Source organism: Caproicibacter fermentans, assembly GCF_014303955.1.
Taxonomy (GTDB): Bacteria; Bacillota; Clostridia; order Oscillospirales; family Acutalibacteraceae; genus Caproicibacter; species Caproicibacter fermentans.
Window position 1 is genome coordinate 1,050,416 of sequence record NZ_CP060286.1, and the last position, 13,461, is coordinate 1,063,876.

A 13,461-nucleotide genomic window follows, 5' to 3' on the forward strand; every position below is an offset into this window, starting at 1 on the left:
TTTTTACTGCGCAACGTTTTCCGCGTTTGAATAGTCCTTGGGAAGAGAAATTCCCAGCTGCCTCATCACTTTATCGTTATATACCGGTTTGCCGAAATCCACCGTGTAGACCGGAGTCGTCGCCGGGTTCGCCGTGCCGTCCAATATCTTTGCGGCCATCTTGCCGGTTTCTTCCCCTAGGGCAACGAAATCAATGCTGACGGAAGCAAGGCAGCCATCCTTCACCTGCTCCAATTCTGAACCGAAAATCGGGATTTTTGCTTCGTTTGCGGCCTGAAGCAAACCGGGCAGATGGTTGACGACGTTGTTGTCCGTAAAATTGTTGATGCAGTCGACTCCTTTGGAAATCAGCGTCTTGACCGCCGGCTCTACGTCGGAGGAGCCCGTTACGCCGATTTCAACCACTTCAAAGCCGTATTTCGGTGCGATGCTCTGGAATTTTTTCAGGCAGGCCGTGGAATTCGGTTCGCTGGTCGTGTGCAGCACGCCGATTTTCTTCGCGTTCGGCAGAAACGCGCGGATCATTTTGATCTGATCCTCCAGCGGCAGAACGTCGGAAGATCCGGTGCAGTTGACGCCGGGTTTTTCCAAAGACTTTACGATTCCGGAGGCGACCGGGTCGTTGACGGAAGTAAAAACGGTCGGAATATCCGCCGACTTCGCCGCGCCGTACAAAGCCATCGCCGCCGGAGTCGCGATGCCCATCACCATGTCATACTTTTTCGCCACCATTGCCTTTGCGATGGTCTTGGCATTGTTGGGATCCGCCTGTGAATTTTGAAAATCGACGGTCAGATTTTCGCCCTCCCTGTAGCCGGACTCCTCCAATCCCTTCATAAAGCCCGTATGGCAGTTGTCAAGCGACGGATTCACGGCGTATTCGATGATGCCGATCGATTTCGACGCTTTTGCCGAAGAACCGGACGACCCGGCGGAAGAAGCCGGCGCCGCGGAAGAAGCGGAGCCGGAGGCCGAACAGGCGCCGAGCGCGCCGGAGACAAGAACGGCGAGAGCCGCCGCGCCGATTTTTGTACCAAAGTTTTTCATGTGAGATACCCTCCCGAAAATAATATTCTTCCCAAAAGAACACGGAATGAAACCCGGATTCCGCCGCCGCCGTCCGGCTTCGGCAGCACGCAAAAAAAGCCCTTGCCCCTGCAATTACAGGGACAAGAGCCTAAACTCCTGCGGTACCACCCACGTTGGCGAAAATCGCCCGCTCATTCCATGCACCACCATGCACGCTTCCTTGGTAACGGGTGAAGATCCCGTCGGACACTACTCGGCAAAAAAGCCTTTCGTCCCGCCCTCATAAGTCCATTCGTCCGGAACATCCCCGCCGCAATCTCACCGCCTGCGGCTCTCTGAAGAAAATGCAACCCCGGACTACTACTCTTACTCGCCGGTTTTTTATGTTGATATTTAGTATATGCCGGGCCGGATTTTTTGTCAAGACTTTCTTTTCTTTTGCGCAAGCGTGAGCCGGAAGCTCCGTTCCACCCAGGCGAACAGCTCCGCCTCCGGAACGCCGCCGTCCAGCCGGACGCCGATCCAGTGTTCCTTGTTCATGTGATACGCCGGGCTCACGCTCCGGTAAACTCCGCGCAGAAAATCGGCCTCGGCAGGGCCGCATTTCAGGTTGATGTTGAGAAACCCGCCGCGCTCAAAAATCAGCGCGAAGCTTTTCCGGTTTTCCCTGTGCCGCATGACGGTCCAGGCGTCCGGCGAAGACGGATCTTCGTCAAACGGGTAGTCTTCGTAAGCGCCGGGAAAGCGGAGGCAATAATCGACAAGTTCCCTTCGTGCCGGGACATCGTTTTTTCCCGTCCTGTTCTTCTCCCTCATTGCAGTCAAGCTCCTTTTCATTTTAATATAATCTGATTTCGCAGGCAAGTCAAGCGAAGACATCCATGGAAAAAAAAGCCTCATTCCTCTTGTTTCATGATATAATGAAAGCAGATCCAAATGAAGCGGAACTGGAGGGAAATCAGCATGAAAACCGTAATTACCATCGCGAGACAGTACGGCAGCGGAGGCCGGGAGATCGGACAAAAGCTGGCGCAGCGTTTTTCGGTCCCTTTTTATGACAGGGAGCTGATCGCGACGGCCGCGAAGCGAAGCGGATGGAGCCGTGAAATTCTGGAACAGGCGGATGAAAAAGCCGGAAGCAACCTTCTGTATGCAATGATCATGGGAAACAACTATCCCTATGCGGAAAACGCCATCGCATCCGGCCGCCTGCCGATCAACGACCGTTTGTTTCAGCTTCAGGCGAAACTGATTCGAGAGGCGGCGGAAGCGGGGCCGTGCGTTATTGTGGGCCGCTGCGCCGACGATATTCTGCGGGGAAAGAAAAACGTGTTCAGCGTATTTCTGCGCGCCGACCTTACGTTCCGGAAAGAGCGCGCCGTAACGGAGTACGGCGTGCAGCCTGAAAGCGCGGCGGGCTGGGTCGCAAAGCAGGATAAGCAGCGCTCCGGCTATTATCACTTTTACACGGACGAGAAATGGGGGGACGCCGAAAATTATCATCTGTGCGTTGATACTTCTTCCATCGGAATTTCAGGCACGGAACAACTGATTGCGCGGGCCGTCGAATTGCATGAAAATCAGACTGGGCAGGAATAATCCGCGTCGTCCGGCACACAATAGATAAAAATTAAAGATTGAGGTGCCGCAATATGACGAATTTACATTGTGATGTTACAAGCTGTGGAAATAACAAAAGCAAGTTCTGCTGCCGCCCCGATATTATGGTGGGCGGCCCGCGCGCAAGCGTGAGCACCCAAACCTACTGTGCAAATTTTATAGACACCGAAGAAAACAGAGGGGTCCCGAAAAACGCGGTCGATCATCAATCCCCGAATCCGTCACTGGACATTCATTGTGAAGTGACAAAATGCGTTTATAACGAGGACCGGGCCTGTTCCGCCGATCACATCGATATCCGGACGACCAAGGTTAACAACGGTCAGGTCAAAACGGAATGCGCAACCTTTGAAAACCGGAGCGACGGCGACGGCGGGAGCCGAAATTCGGTCGGTTCTGGCGGTCAGAATTCTCAGGGAAAAGGCTACGGCGCATATTCTGCCGCATTGCACGAATCAAGTGAAGAAACCAAAGGGTTCGGATCAACGAACAATCCGACATATTAATCACGGATTCGGAAGCATGGCTCACAGCCATGCTTCTTTTTTTGGTCTTAGTTCCGGCATTCCCGCAATTATTATCATCCATGAATTAGTTACGATTATGATACAATGGTTGAAACTGGAATCCTGTGTATGGTATACTTGATTGCAGATTAATCCGGGAGGGAAAAAAGGATGAAGTTACGACATTTGGCCGTTTCCGTCCTAATAGGCGCAGTATTGCTGTCCGGGTGCGGGAGTAAACAGACCATGGCGCCGGTCGTCTCCGCCTCGCCGTCTTCGACGGCTGTTCATCAGGAAAGTTCCGGTCTCGTTTCCTCAGAAAGCGCTCCCTCGCTGACCGGCACGAATTCCGCCGAAGGATCTTCAAGCGGCTCCTCCGCGGTTTTAAGCCGGACGGCTTCTTCTGTAACTTATATCCCACCGGTTTTGAAAAGTGTAGCGGAAAGCGCGGAGGCAAGCCCGTCCTTTCTGGATCATGCGGTTTTTGTCGGAGACTCCGTCACGCTGAAGTTGAAAAACTATGTTTTGAAAAAGAGAAAATCAGACCCGGGATTTTTCGGCACCGCCGCTTTTCTCACCGCGGGCAGCATGGGCAGCGGAAACGCTCTGCAGCCGCTCGGCAAAGATTCCATCCATCCCTATTATAACGGCGAAAAAGCACTGTTGGAAGACAGCGCCGCAAAAATGGGAGCGGATAAAGTCTATCTGATGCTCGGCATCAACGACGTGGCTCCCTATGGTGTGGAGGGCGCGGCTGAAAATCTTGAAACGCTGACGAAACGATTCTGTGATAAAATCCCCGGCGTAAAAATCTATATTCAGTCCGCGACACCGATGCTTGCGGACAAGCAGAAAAAAACGCTGAATAATCCGAACCTAGAACGTTACAACAAACTGGTTTCCGAGATCTGTGAAAAGGATGGATGGTATTTTCTGGACGTCGCCTCCGGGATGAGGGACGATACCGGATCGTTGAAACGGAATTACTGCAGCGACCCGGATGATCTTGGGCTGCATTTCACGGATGCGGCCTGCGACGTCTGGATTCATTATATTCTGACACATACCGGAGGTTGAACCGCATGAAACGGACTTTTCTTTTCCTCCTGACGCTTGCCGCGGCCCTGTTTCTTTGGACCGGATGCTCCAAAGCAGCCCCAAAAGAAGCGGACCTGACCAAGGTAATGGAAAACATGAAGCAAAAAATTACAAATACTCAGATGATGGACCTTTCTTCCGAAGACCTTATGCCGAATTACGGCGTCGACCCCAAGGACGTTAAACAATTTGCGGCCTATGTGGACTCCACCGGAACCAAAGGCGATGAAATCCTGCTTTTTGAAGCTTCTGACGACAGCGCTGCCGGAAAGATTGAGGAAAAGCTGAGCGACCGCTATCATCAGAAGGAAATCGAAATGAAGGATTATCTGCCTGAGGAATACGCGATGCTGGAAAAATGCAAAGTGGAACGCGACGGTAATTTCGCGGCATTGATCGTATCCCCTCAGTTCGAAGACCTGGAACAGATTTATCATAATTCGCTCAAATAAATCATAAGATCAACCGTAACGCCGAGGGACAAATTCCCTCGGCGCTTTTTGTGGCAAGTCCGAACCAGCCATGCCTGGAATTCAGGGCGTCGATTCGCTTCTCCCCTCGCGATATATCTGGAATAAAAGGAAAGGCGCGCACAGAAACAACGAAAAAACATAGCGGAATTCGCAGTAGGTCGGAGCCGCCAGCATAGTGGTCAGCCACAATCCAATGACGGGCGTCATCGGAAGCAATCGGTCGTACCTCCGTTTCAACAGCGCGTAAATTGCCAGAAACGCCGTCATCCAAACGGCCACACCGATATTATTGCTCATTCCCGTCGGCACAAAATGCTCCAGGAACGCGGACCATTTTTCGAGATAGGGTTTCGAATTGATTCCGGTCAACGTTCCAAACAGATTATAGGGAACCACTCCGTAGGTATCGTCCCCCCACGAAGCCACGCCGGCTGCGGTAACCCAGTTTCCGGTCCCGATATGCCAATACCCAAGGGTAAGCATCATGTGGGCAATCAGGCATTCCTTGGGGTTCTTCACAAACAAATCCGCCCAGACTTTCAGAAACTCCGGTTTATTCCGCGCCAGATAAGTATAGTCAAATTTATGATTGAACTTAATCCGGTCCACGGTAAACGGATCATAGGATTCCTTAATCGTTTTGATCGGCATCACCCGATTCAGAAAGTTCCTGTCCTCTTCCGACATTTTCCCGTCCTTTGCGGCAACGCGCGCCATTTGCTGAAGCGGAACGCCGACGGATTCGTCAAAACGGTTTTTCGGAATTCCGGCCAGCCGGTAAACCGGGCCCTGAATCACCATAACGGCGGTAAGGATAACGAGCAGAACGGGCGCAATTTTTTTGATGTGAACCCGGCAAAAAAAGGCCAGCCACAAAAATGAAAACGCCAGCACATAGACGCCGTTATTCCGAAGGAACGCAACGGCAAATGAAGTCAGCGCCAGATGCGCGGTTCCGCCGATCGACCGCAAATTCGCGCCCCGGGCTGCCGCCGTATCGGCAAGGAAAAGCGTCAGCAAAAGCATCGCGCCGCCGAAGAGGACGTCTTTCCACATAGTAACCGCATATTTTCCGTAAATGGGGTTTAAGGCAAAGAAAAGCGCGGTTCCCCAAAGATACGGCAGCGGACATCCGCGCATGCGGCACCAGTACAGCGCATAGCCCAACACGGACGCCATCAGCAGAAGCTGCGTGAAAGAATAGAGCGCAACGCCTCGATTCATGCTGCCAAGCAAATTTCCCGCCAAATAAAACATTCTCAGGAAAAGCTGGTAAACAACCGGCTGCTGGTTGTTTACCGGCGCCCGCCCCGCGGCCCGAACCAGGCAGGCAAAGGAGTCTCCCGTCATCAGTCCGGGATAATAAGTCAGAAAATACGGAAGCCAGCACGCGGCAAAAATTGAAGACCACAGCGCCCAGGAAAAAAAACGGCTGCGCGGGCTTTCGGGCAGCGCGCGGCGGGACTTTGGAAACGGATGTCGCTCCGACAGGCGGAACAGGGCAAGAGTCGCCGCCCAAAGCAGGAGCGCAAGGCCTGCAAACGGCAGAACGTCCTCCCTCCCGACCCCGGCGAAAGAAGGCGGCTGAACGGTAATCCGCTGCCCGACCAAAAACATGGCCGACATCGCCGCCCCGAAAACTCCGGAAAGAAGCTGCGTCCTGCGGTTCCCGTAACCCGCGGTAGATCGGATACACGCGGCGGCTCCCGCCGCGGCGAGCATCCACGGCAGCCAATGCCGGTACCAGATGTTGAACACGCCGAAGGCCAGAGAAGTCAGAACGCCTCCCGCCGCGGCGCAAAACCAGATTTGACTTTTCAATCGGTCAAGCCGGCGCATTCTTTTTCCCCTTCCGTATTCGGACCATACTCATCCGTTACAGGATTCCCCGCCTAGAAAAAATTAACTCTCTTCCGACAAAATGAATTTCTCAACGGCCGACGCCACGCCGTCTTCTTCGTTTGTGCCGGTTACATAATCGGCGTCCCGGAAAAGATCCGGCTCCGCGTTCCCCATCGCAACGCCCAGTCCCGCAAACTCCAGCATGCTCCTGTCGTTGTCGCCGTCCCCGAACGCCGCGACACGCTTTCGGTCGACCCCCAGGGTTTCACAGAGGTGCCGCAGGCCGTCGCCTTTGCTTGCCGAGCGGTCATTGATCTCAAGATTGATCGTCCCGGAGGAGGTGACGGAATACGGCCCCATTGCCAGAATTTCGCGGCGCAGACGGCCCCGCTCCAAGGCGGGGACATAGGGAAGATTGACCTTTTCCAGAGGGATTCCGTTCCGCTCCAAAAAACCCGCAAGGTCGCTGACAAAAGTCTGGGAAGCGTCGATATAGCGAAAAAACTCCTCCGGCAATCCAGCCTTGCGCAAAGGCGGCAGTTCTCCTTCGTTCGCATAGGAAACGCCGCCGCAGTATGCTTCCATAAAATAACCGCGGGACACAAAAAAGCGGACGATCCGCAGGGAGGCTTCCATCGTCATGGGATGGGAGTACAGCACGGACCGGTCCGTCAAATCAACTACACTTGCTCCGTTGGAGGTCAGCAGGTAGCGCACGCCCGGCAGACGCAGCATCTCTTCCGGCACCGTCTTGGCAACCCGCCCCGTCGCGGGTACGATTTGAATCCCGAGGGCCGCCGCCTTTCCCAACGCTTCCATGGTTCGTTTCGATACGGTTTTATCGTTTTTTAGAACCGTGCCGTCCATATCGAGGGCGATCAACTGAAAATTCATGAAGGATTCCTTTCCTGATTTCCCGCCATCCTTCGGGCAAACGCCTCCAGCTTCTCTTTGGAAAGAGTCACATAATCCGTTTTCCCGTCGGTGATTTTTCCCGCGCCTTTTGAATTCGAAATACCGTTTAACAATATTTTTGATGCGTTTCGTTCCAAAAAATTCATTTTGGTAAAGTAAATGGCGCCGCCCGGCGTGCAAAAAGCGGTCAGCCGCCCAACAATTTCAGATGGAAATCCGTTTTCAAGGAACCGCCGGACTTCGTCCCGCTCCTCCGTAAGGCAGGTCAGGTAAATGCCAATGGGCTTTTGCAGGAGAATGCCAAGGTATTTTTTGCAAAAATCCTTTACTTCCTTTTGGATTTGCCCGCCGTAGACGGAGCTGCCCAGAATCACGGCATCAAAGTCGGCCGGATTCGCATCGCCCTTTTTCAGGTCGACGACATCGGTGTCCCCCAGAATTCCAGCAAGAAAACGGGCGCACTCGGCAGCAGACCCGTGCGTGCTGGAATATGCGATTAACGTTTTCATTCTAATCACGCCTTAAATTAAATATTCATAAAATTGGCAATGATAATTCAGTGCAAGACTGGATACGCTAGTGACGGCAGAGAAAATATCATTTTGATTTTCAAAACACGCTTCATGCGTGGATATTTTTCCTGTTAGGGCGGGCCGAAAGCCCGCCCGGTCTTTTTATTTTGATTGTATCGCCTGAAAAGGACGCTGTCAAGGAGCATTCCCGAACAACATAAGTTTACAGGCCTTGCATACCGTGCTATACTGTTATGCAGTAGTTTTGAAATGCGAGGTCTGATCATTGAAAAAAGGTCCTGTTTACATCGTCTTTGCAACATTTCTTTTCAGCACCATGGAAATCGCCTTAAAACTGAGCGCCGGAAGCTTTAACGCCATTCAGCTTACGTTTCTGCGTTTCCTGATCGGTTCCCTGATTCTGATGCCGCCGGCAGTAAAACAACTTCGGCGAAAGAATTTTTGTCCGCGTTTGGGCGATCTTGCATTTTTCGCGCTGACCGGGCTGATCTGTGTAAACGTCAGCATGATTCTGTACCAGATGGCTGTTCTGTATTCGCCGGCCTCCACCGTCGCCGTCCTGTTCAGCTGCAATTCCGTTTTTCTGGTTCTGTTCGCGTTTTTCATGCTGGGTGAAAAAATACGGTTTAACACAGCGGTTTCGATCGTTCTGAGCCTGTTCGGGATGGCGGTCATGATCAATCCGTTCCTTTTCGCGGGCAGCGCGGCGGGAACCGTTCTTTCTCTGGCCGCCGCCGTGACCTTTGCCCTTTACAATGCGGTCGGCCGCACCCGGAGCGGCCGTTACGGCGGAGTGGCAATGACCTGCTTCAGCTTTCTGTTCGGGTGCGCCGAAATGCTGATCTTGATTTTTCTTTCGCATCTTCGTCCTGTCGCCGCTCTGCTGCGCGGCGCGGGTCTGGCACAGTTCGCGGATGTTCCGATTTTTTCCGGTATCAGTCTGGGCGCTCTTCCCGCCCTTGTTTATGTCGGCGTATTTGTGACCGGCTGCGGTTTCGCCTTTTATTTTCTCGCGATTGAAACCGCCGGCGCGGCGAAAGCGGCCCTGGTCTTTTTCTGCAAACCCGTGCTGGCCCCCCTGCTTTCCCTCGTAATCCTTGGGGAAGCAATTACGCCGTCAATGGCCGTTGGAATCGCGCTGATCGTCATCGGATCGTTTATCACCTTCCTGCCGGAGCCTTCGTTCGGAAGGCAAGCGGCTGCGACGGGGCTGCCGCCCGCACCCAAGGAAGATGAGGATTGACAGCATTCCTCCGCAAGGCTGTCCCTTCTTGGGGACGGCTTTTTTCAGGTCCGATTTTCATGCGGCTGTAAATTTCTCACGGAATTTTCATGTTAAATTCGAAGAAAGACGAAATTTCATAACATTTGATTTATAATTACATGGTTAAATAGTTCAATAAAGGATATGCTCCGGTAAAACGGAAGCACCGGTTTTAGGAGGCCTCCTTCTTGTCGTTTATATCAGGCTCTTTTCTGCTGTTCTTCCCTGTTGTTACCATTGTCTATTTTTCCCTTCCTCAAAAGCTCCGCTGGTTCTGGCTTTTGATTGCAAGTTATTTTTTTTACATGAGCTGGAGCCCCCAGTATGGCATCCTTCTGGCCGTTTCCACCGTTATTACCTATTTCAGCGGACTTCTGATCGAAAAAGCCGGCGCCCTGCCGGACGCTGCACAAGCCGCGAAGAGGAAAAAATTGTGGGTTGCCGTAAGCTTTGTCCTGAACCTCGGAATTCTGGTTGTTTTTAAATATTTGAATTTTTTTGATGAAATTTATACCGATGTCATATCATCCATGGGAATGTCCGCGGGAGCGATGAAATTCGATCTGCTGCTGCCGGTCGGCATATCTTTTTATACCTTTCAGGCGCTCAGCTACACAGTGGACGTCTACCGGGGCGACCTGAGGCCGGAACGGCATTTCGGAAAATACGCCCTGTTCGTTTCATTTTTTCCCCAGCTTGTCGCCGGTCCGATCGAAAAATCCAAAGACCTTCTGCACCAGTTCAGCGAGATTCACCGGTTTGATTATGACCGTGCCCGGCGTGGGTTTCTCCTGATGCTGTGGGGGTATTTTCAAAAAATGGTCGTTGCCGACCGACTGGGACAGCTGGTTAATACGGTTTACGGCAGTCCCGGCAAATATTCCGGCGCGGAGGTCGCCGTCGCGAGCATTTTCTTCGCGTTCCAGATTTACTGCGATTTCGGGGGATACTCCAACATTGCGATCGGCGCCGCACAGGTTCTGGGCTTTTCTCTGACGACAAACTTCAGCCGACCGTATTTTTCTCTGTCCATTAAGGAGTTCTGGCGAAGATGGCATATCACGCTCGGGGCCTGGTTCCGGGACTACCTCTACATCCCTCTGGGCGGGAACCGGTGTTCTCTCTTCAAACAATGCCTGAATCTTTTTCTCGTTTTTGCCGTCTGCGGCCTTTGGCACGGCGCGTCCTTCACCTTTGTCATTTGGGGAACCCTGCACGGATTATACCAGATTTTCGGCCTGCTGCTGAAACCGGCCCGCCGGAAAGCCGCTGCAGCCTTGAACATCGACCCGGATTCCCGCCTGAATCGTTTTCTGCGGGCTTCCTTTACCTTCGTCCTTGTGGATTTCGCCTGGATCTTTTTCCGCGCCGGAACGGTACAGGACGCTTTTACGCTGATCGGCAGCCTGTTTCGCCCCGCAGACCTCTCGGGCGGCGCCCTCTTCCGTCTCGGACTGACGGCGCCCGAATTTTTCGCCGGAATTCTTGGGATTGCCGTCGTTCTGGCCGTGGATGTACTGAGCCGGAAAACCGACCTGCGCGCCCTCCTGCTTGAAAAAAGGCCTGCCGTCCGCTGGACCGCTTATTTTTCTGCTGTTCTGGTTATTCTGATTCTTGGAATTTACGGATCCCAGTACACAGCGCAGCAGTTTATTTATTTCCAATTTTAGAAAGGGACCGATTTTGAAAAAGCTGATTGGTAAAGGAATCCTGTTTCTGACCGTTTTGACGCTGATCCTCTCCTCCATCTCCAGTGTGTTCATTTACAAGATTGACCATCGCGGCAAATTGCTTGAAGGTCTTTATCATTCGGACGACCCCTACGACGTCGTTTTCATGGGGTCGAGCCACATGAACGGCGGCATCGATCCAAACGTTCTATGGAAACAGTACGGAATTACAAGCTTTAATTACGCCACCGGAGGCCAGCCGATCGACGTTACCTATTACCTGCTGCAGGAGGTTCTGAAAAAGCATACGCCGTCCGTCGTTGTCGTCGACCTTTACTATCTCGGCATGACGACCCCCTACGGTGCGACCGGTTTTGTCAGCAATGCGGTGGATAACATGCGTTTTTCCAAAAACAAGCTGGAAGCGATTCAAAACTGTACGCCGCCGGAAGAGTGGATCAACTTTCTTCTTCCTGCGCTGAAATATCATTTTCGATGGTCTTCCCTGACCGCGGAAGATTTTACCTATGACAGCTCTTCCATCTATTACTTAAAAGGATTCGACGCCGGCACGCAGAGATATGGAAAAGCGGATACTTCCTATGCGGCGACGGACAAAAAAGCCGATATTCCCGCAAAGACTCTTTCCTATTTCTATAAATTTGTAGAGCTGTCAAAAGAAAGGGGATTTCAGCTGGTCTTCGTCAATATGCCCTGCGATTATACGGAGTCCAACCAGTCCGACGGCTGGGTCAACGATTGTGAAGCGATGTTCAACACCGTTGCGGACCTTTGCCAGCAGGAAAACGTTCCTTTTCTGGATCTTGACGACCGGATGGACGAAATCGGACTTGATTTCGCGCAGGACATGAACAACGCCGGCCACCTCAACGTCTGGGGTGCGTACAAAACCAGTTCCTATTTTGGGAATTATCTCAACCGGAATTACACCCTGCCCGACCGCAGGAGCAACACGGAATTGGCGAAGCGGTGGAATGAGGATTACAGTCACTCCCTTGCGGCCTCCGTCGAAAACGGTACGGCAGGGTAATAAAAAAGCAGCTTGTATCGATCCATTTCAGATACAAGCTGCTATATTATTTTGCAATATGCCTTCCGTATGATATTGCCCGGCTAGAATGCACTGATCAGAAGAGCCAGATTTAAAGCCGTCACGATTCCTCCGGTGATCCAGAGCAGGATACGGTCCAAAAGAGAATTCGCGTATTTCCCCATCACCCGTTTGGATGAAGTCAGGTAAATCTGCGTAAAAATCGTAATCGGAAGCTGCACGCTCAAAAGCATCTGGGAATAAATCAGCCCCTGAAACGGGGAGGAAATCAGGAACACCACAGCGGCTGCGGGAACCATGGTCAGCAGCACTCCGGTTTTGGAATGGCTGTCCGAAATATCGTACGGCTCCGAAAACATCCCGGCGAAAATGCTTCCTCCCGCCATGCCCGCCGTAATGCTGGAAGAAATTCCGGCAAACAAAAGAGCCAGAGCGAATACGATGGAGGCAGCATCCCCCAGAAGAGGACGAAGCATTTCCTGCGCCTGACCTAGCTCGTCCACCTTCTTTGAGTTCTGAAAAAAGGCCGCGGCCGCTGTCAGGATCATCGCGCTGTTGATCGCCCAGCCGATCAGCATGGAAAACAGCGTGTCGCCGAATTCATATTTCAGCTGCCTGCGAATGACGGTTTCGTCCTGCAGGTTCCACTGGCGGCTTTGGATAATCTCAGAATGAAGAAACAGGTTGTGCGGCATTACGACCGCACCCAGTACGCTCATAATGACCGGCAGAGCTCCCTTCGGAAAGGCCGGGGTAACCCAACCTGCCCCGGCCGCGCCCCAATCGATTTGCACCATATGTAATTCGTAGATAAAGGCAAAGCCGATCAGAGAAACAAACCCGATAATGATTTTTTCAATTTTCCGATAGGAATTCGTAAACTGAAGCCAAAGGACAAGCAAGAGGACCAAAACGGTCCCTAATTTTACCGGCAGTCCGAACAGCATTTGAAGCGCGATCGCCCCGCCCAACAGTTCGGCCATTGCCGTAGAAACCGCGGCGCCCATCGCGCTGATCAGAATCACGTTTTTCAGCTTCGGCGGAAGATATTCCGTCGCGGCTTCCGACAGGCATTTTCCGGTTACAATGCCGAGGTGCGCGGCATTGTGCTGCAACAGAATCAGCATTAGGGTCGACAGCGTAACCATCCATAGCAGGGCGTATCCGTACCCCGACCCCGCCGCGATATTGGACGCCCAGTTTCCGGGATCGATAAAGCCGACCGTAACAAGCATTCCCGGCCCGATATACCGGATAAAATCGATTGCGGTCAGCTTTGGGCGGTGAATTCCGGAAAAACATTTGGAAAACAGTTCCATGACCTACCTCCTTTGCCCTATGATACACCGTTTTATTTTTTTTCACAAGGGCGCCGAATAGATTCCCGCCGACATGTCGGCCGGTACTTCCGCGGCGCCAAAGGAGCAGCATGCTCTCTT

13 protein-coding genes and 1 other annotated feature are annotated in these 13,461 nt (G+C 52.4%); of the genes, 7 read left to right on the forward strand and 6 right to left on the reverse strand.

The genetic code is table 11. From position 1 onward, the window contains the following. Nucleotides 1–3 precede the first annotated feature (3 nt). Nucleotides 4–1,047, reverse strand: coding sequence for an ABC transporter substrate-binding protein (locus tag HCR03_RS05215; protein ID WP_066647899.1), 1,044 nt, complete (start codon nucleotides 1,045–1,047; stop codon nucleotides 4–6). Nucleotides 1,048–1,162: 115 nt separating this feature from the next. Beyond that, nucleotides 1,163–1,412: a binding site (T-box leader), on the reverse strand. A 37-nt stretch (nucleotides 1,413–1,449) separates the two neighbouring features. Then, the gene (locus HCR03_RS05220) at nucleotides 1,450–1,845 is read right to left on the reverse strand and encodes an MmcQ/YjbR family DNA-binding protein (protein ID WP_066647902.1); all 396 of its coding nucleotides are present in this window, start codon (nucleotides 1,843–1,845) and stop codon (nucleotides 1,450–1,452) included. 147 nt (nucleotides 1,846–1,992) lie between these two features. Between HCR03_RS05220 and HCR03_RS05225 the strand changes: the two genes are divergently transcribed. From HCR03_RS05225 to HCR03_RS05240, 4 genes are all read left to right on the forward strand, one after another. Continuing rightward, nucleotides 1,993–2,628, forward strand: a complete 636-nt coding sequence (locus tag HCR03_RS05225; protein ID WP_066647904.1) for a cytidylate kinase-like family protein — start codon at nucleotides 1,993–1,995, stop codon at nucleotides 2,626–2,628. Between the two features lie 53 nt (nucleotides 2,629–2,681). Then, complete coding sequence (locus tag HCR03_RS05230; RefSeq protein ID WP_066647906.1) at nucleotides 2,682–3,155, forward strand: DUF1540 domain-containing protein; 474 nt, start codon at nucleotides 2,682–2,684, stop codon at nucleotides 3,153–3,155. 171 nt (nucleotides 3,156–3,326) lie between these two features. After that, nucleotides 3,327–4,232 (forward strand): GDSL-type esterase/lipase family protein, encoded by a 906-nt coding sequence (locus HCR03_RS05235; protein ID WP_156990163.1) that lies wholly within the window; start codon nucleotides 3,327–3,329, stop codon nucleotides 4,230–4,232. A 5-nt stretch (nucleotides 4,233–4,237) separates the two neighbouring features. Continuing rightward, nucleotides 4,238–4,705: a DUF4358 domain-containing protein gene (locus tag HCR03_RS05240; RefSeq protein WP_066647911.1), complete on the forward strand. Its 468-nt coding sequence runs from the start codon at nucleotides 4,238–4,240 to the stop codon at nucleotides 4,703–4,705. Between the two features lie 81 nt (nucleotides 4,706–4,786). On the opposite strand, the gene HCR03_RS05245 is transcribed toward HCR03_RS05240, so the two are convergent. The 3 genes from HCR03_RS05245 to HCR03_RS05255 all read right to left on the reverse strand — a co-directional run bounded on the left by HCR03_RS05245 (nucleotide 4,787) and on the right by HCR03_RS05255 (nucleotide 7,992). Further along, the gene (locus tag HCR03_RS05245) at nucleotides 4,787–6,565 is read right to left on the reverse strand and encodes a DUF6020 family protein (protein WP_187036983.1); all 1,779 of its coding nucleotides are present in this window, start codon (nucleotides 6,563–6,565) and stop codon (nucleotides 4,787–4,789) included. 63 nt (nucleotides 6,566–6,628) lie between these two features. Further along, nucleotides 6,629–7,462, reverse strand: a complete 834-nt coding sequence (locus HCR03_RS05250; protein WP_066647917.1) for a Cof-type HAD-IIB family hydrolase — start codon at nucleotides 7,460–7,462, stop codon at nucleotides 6,629–6,631. Then, nucleotides 7,459–7,992, reverse strand: a complete 534-nt coding sequence (locus tag HCR03_RS05255; RefSeq protein ID WP_187036985.1) for a flavodoxin domain-containing protein — start codon at nucleotides 7,990–7,992, stop codon at nucleotides 7,459–7,461. Before HCR03_RS05255 ends, HCR03_RS05250 begins: the two co-directional genes overlap by 4 nt. Before the next feature lie 289 nt (nucleotides 7,993–8,281). Here HCR03_RS05255 and HCR03_RS05260 point away from each other — a divergent pair, with 289 nt between their 5' ends. The 3 genes from HCR03_RS05260 to HCR03_RS05270 all read left to right on the forward strand — a co-directional run bounded on the left by HCR03_RS05260 (nucleotide 8,282) and on the right by HCR03_RS05270 (nucleotide 12,001). Next, on the forward strand, nucleotides 8,282–9,259 hold the full coding sequence (locus HCR03_RS05260) for a DMT family transporter (protein WP_156990166.1): 978 nt from the start codon (nucleotides 8,282–8,284) through the stop codon (nucleotides 9,257–9,259). A 209-nt stretch (nucleotides 9,260–9,468) separates the two neighbouring features. After that, on the forward strand, nucleotides 9,469–10,950 hold the full coding sequence (locus HCR03_RS05265; protein WP_187036986.1) for an MBOAT family O-acyltransferase: 1,482 nt from the start codon (nucleotides 9,469–9,471) through the stop codon (nucleotides 10,948–10,950). 13 nt (nucleotides 10,951–10,963) lie between these two features. Then, the gene (locus HCR03_RS05270; RefSeq protein WP_228725110.1) at nucleotides 10,964–12,001 is read left to right on the forward strand and encodes a hypothetical protein; all 1,038 of its coding nucleotides are present in this window, start codon (nucleotides 10,964–10,966) and stop codon (nucleotides 11,999–12,001) included. Nucleotides 12,002–12,084: 83 nt separating this feature from the next. Here the strand turns inward: HCR03_RS05270 and HCR03_RS05275 are convergent, their stop codons facing one another. Beyond that, complete coding sequence (locus HCR03_RS05275; protein WP_066647926.1) at nucleotides 12,085–13,341, reverse strand: Nramp family divalent metal transporter; 1,257 nt, start codon at nucleotides 13,339–13,341, stop codon at nucleotides 12,085–12,087. Nucleotides 13,342–13,461: the final 120 nt, after the last annotated feature.

Bases quoted from the DNA above. Each gene is read 5' to 3' on its own strand.
- HCR03_RS05215 (WP_066647899.1), bottom strand. From the start codon at position 1,047: ATGAAAAACTTTGGTACAAAAATCGGCGCGGCGGCTCTCGCCGTTCTT.
- HCR03_RS05220 (WP_066647902.1), bottom strand. From the start codon at position 1,845: ATGAGGGAGAAGAACAGGACGGGAAAAAACGATGTCCCGGCACGAAGG.
- HCR03_RS05225 (WP_066647904.1), top strand. From the start codon at position 1,993: ATGAAAACCGTAATTACCATCGCGAGACAGTACGGCAGCGGAGGCCGG.
- HCR03_RS05230 (WP_066647906.1), top strand. From the start codon at position 2,682: ATGACGAATTTACATTGTGATGTTACAAGCTGTGGAAATAACAAAAGC.
- HCR03_RS05235 (WP_156990163.1), top strand. From the start codon at position 3,327: ATGAAGTTACGACATTTGGCCGTTTCCGTCCTAATAGGCGCAGTATTG.
- HCR03_RS05240 (WP_066647911.1), top strand. From the start codon at position 4,238: ATGAAACGGACTTTTCTTTTCCTCCTGACGCTTGCCGCGGCCCTGTTT.
- HCR03_RS05245 (WP_187036983.1), bottom strand. From the start codon at position 6,565: ATGCGCCGGCTTGACCGATTGAAAAGTCAAATCTGGTTTTGCGCCGCG.
- HCR03_RS05250 (WP_066647917.1), bottom strand. From the start codon at position 7,462: ATGAATTTTCAGTTGATCGCCCTCGATATGGACGGCACGGTTCTAAAA.
- HCR03_RS05255 (WP_187036985.1), bottom strand. From the start codon at position 7,992: ATGAAAACGTTAATCGCATATTCCAGCACGCACGGGTCTGCTGCCGAG.
- HCR03_RS05275 (WP_066647926.1), bottom strand. From the start codon at position 13,341: ATGGAACTGTTTTCCAAATGTTTTTCCGGAATTCACCGCCCAAAGCTG.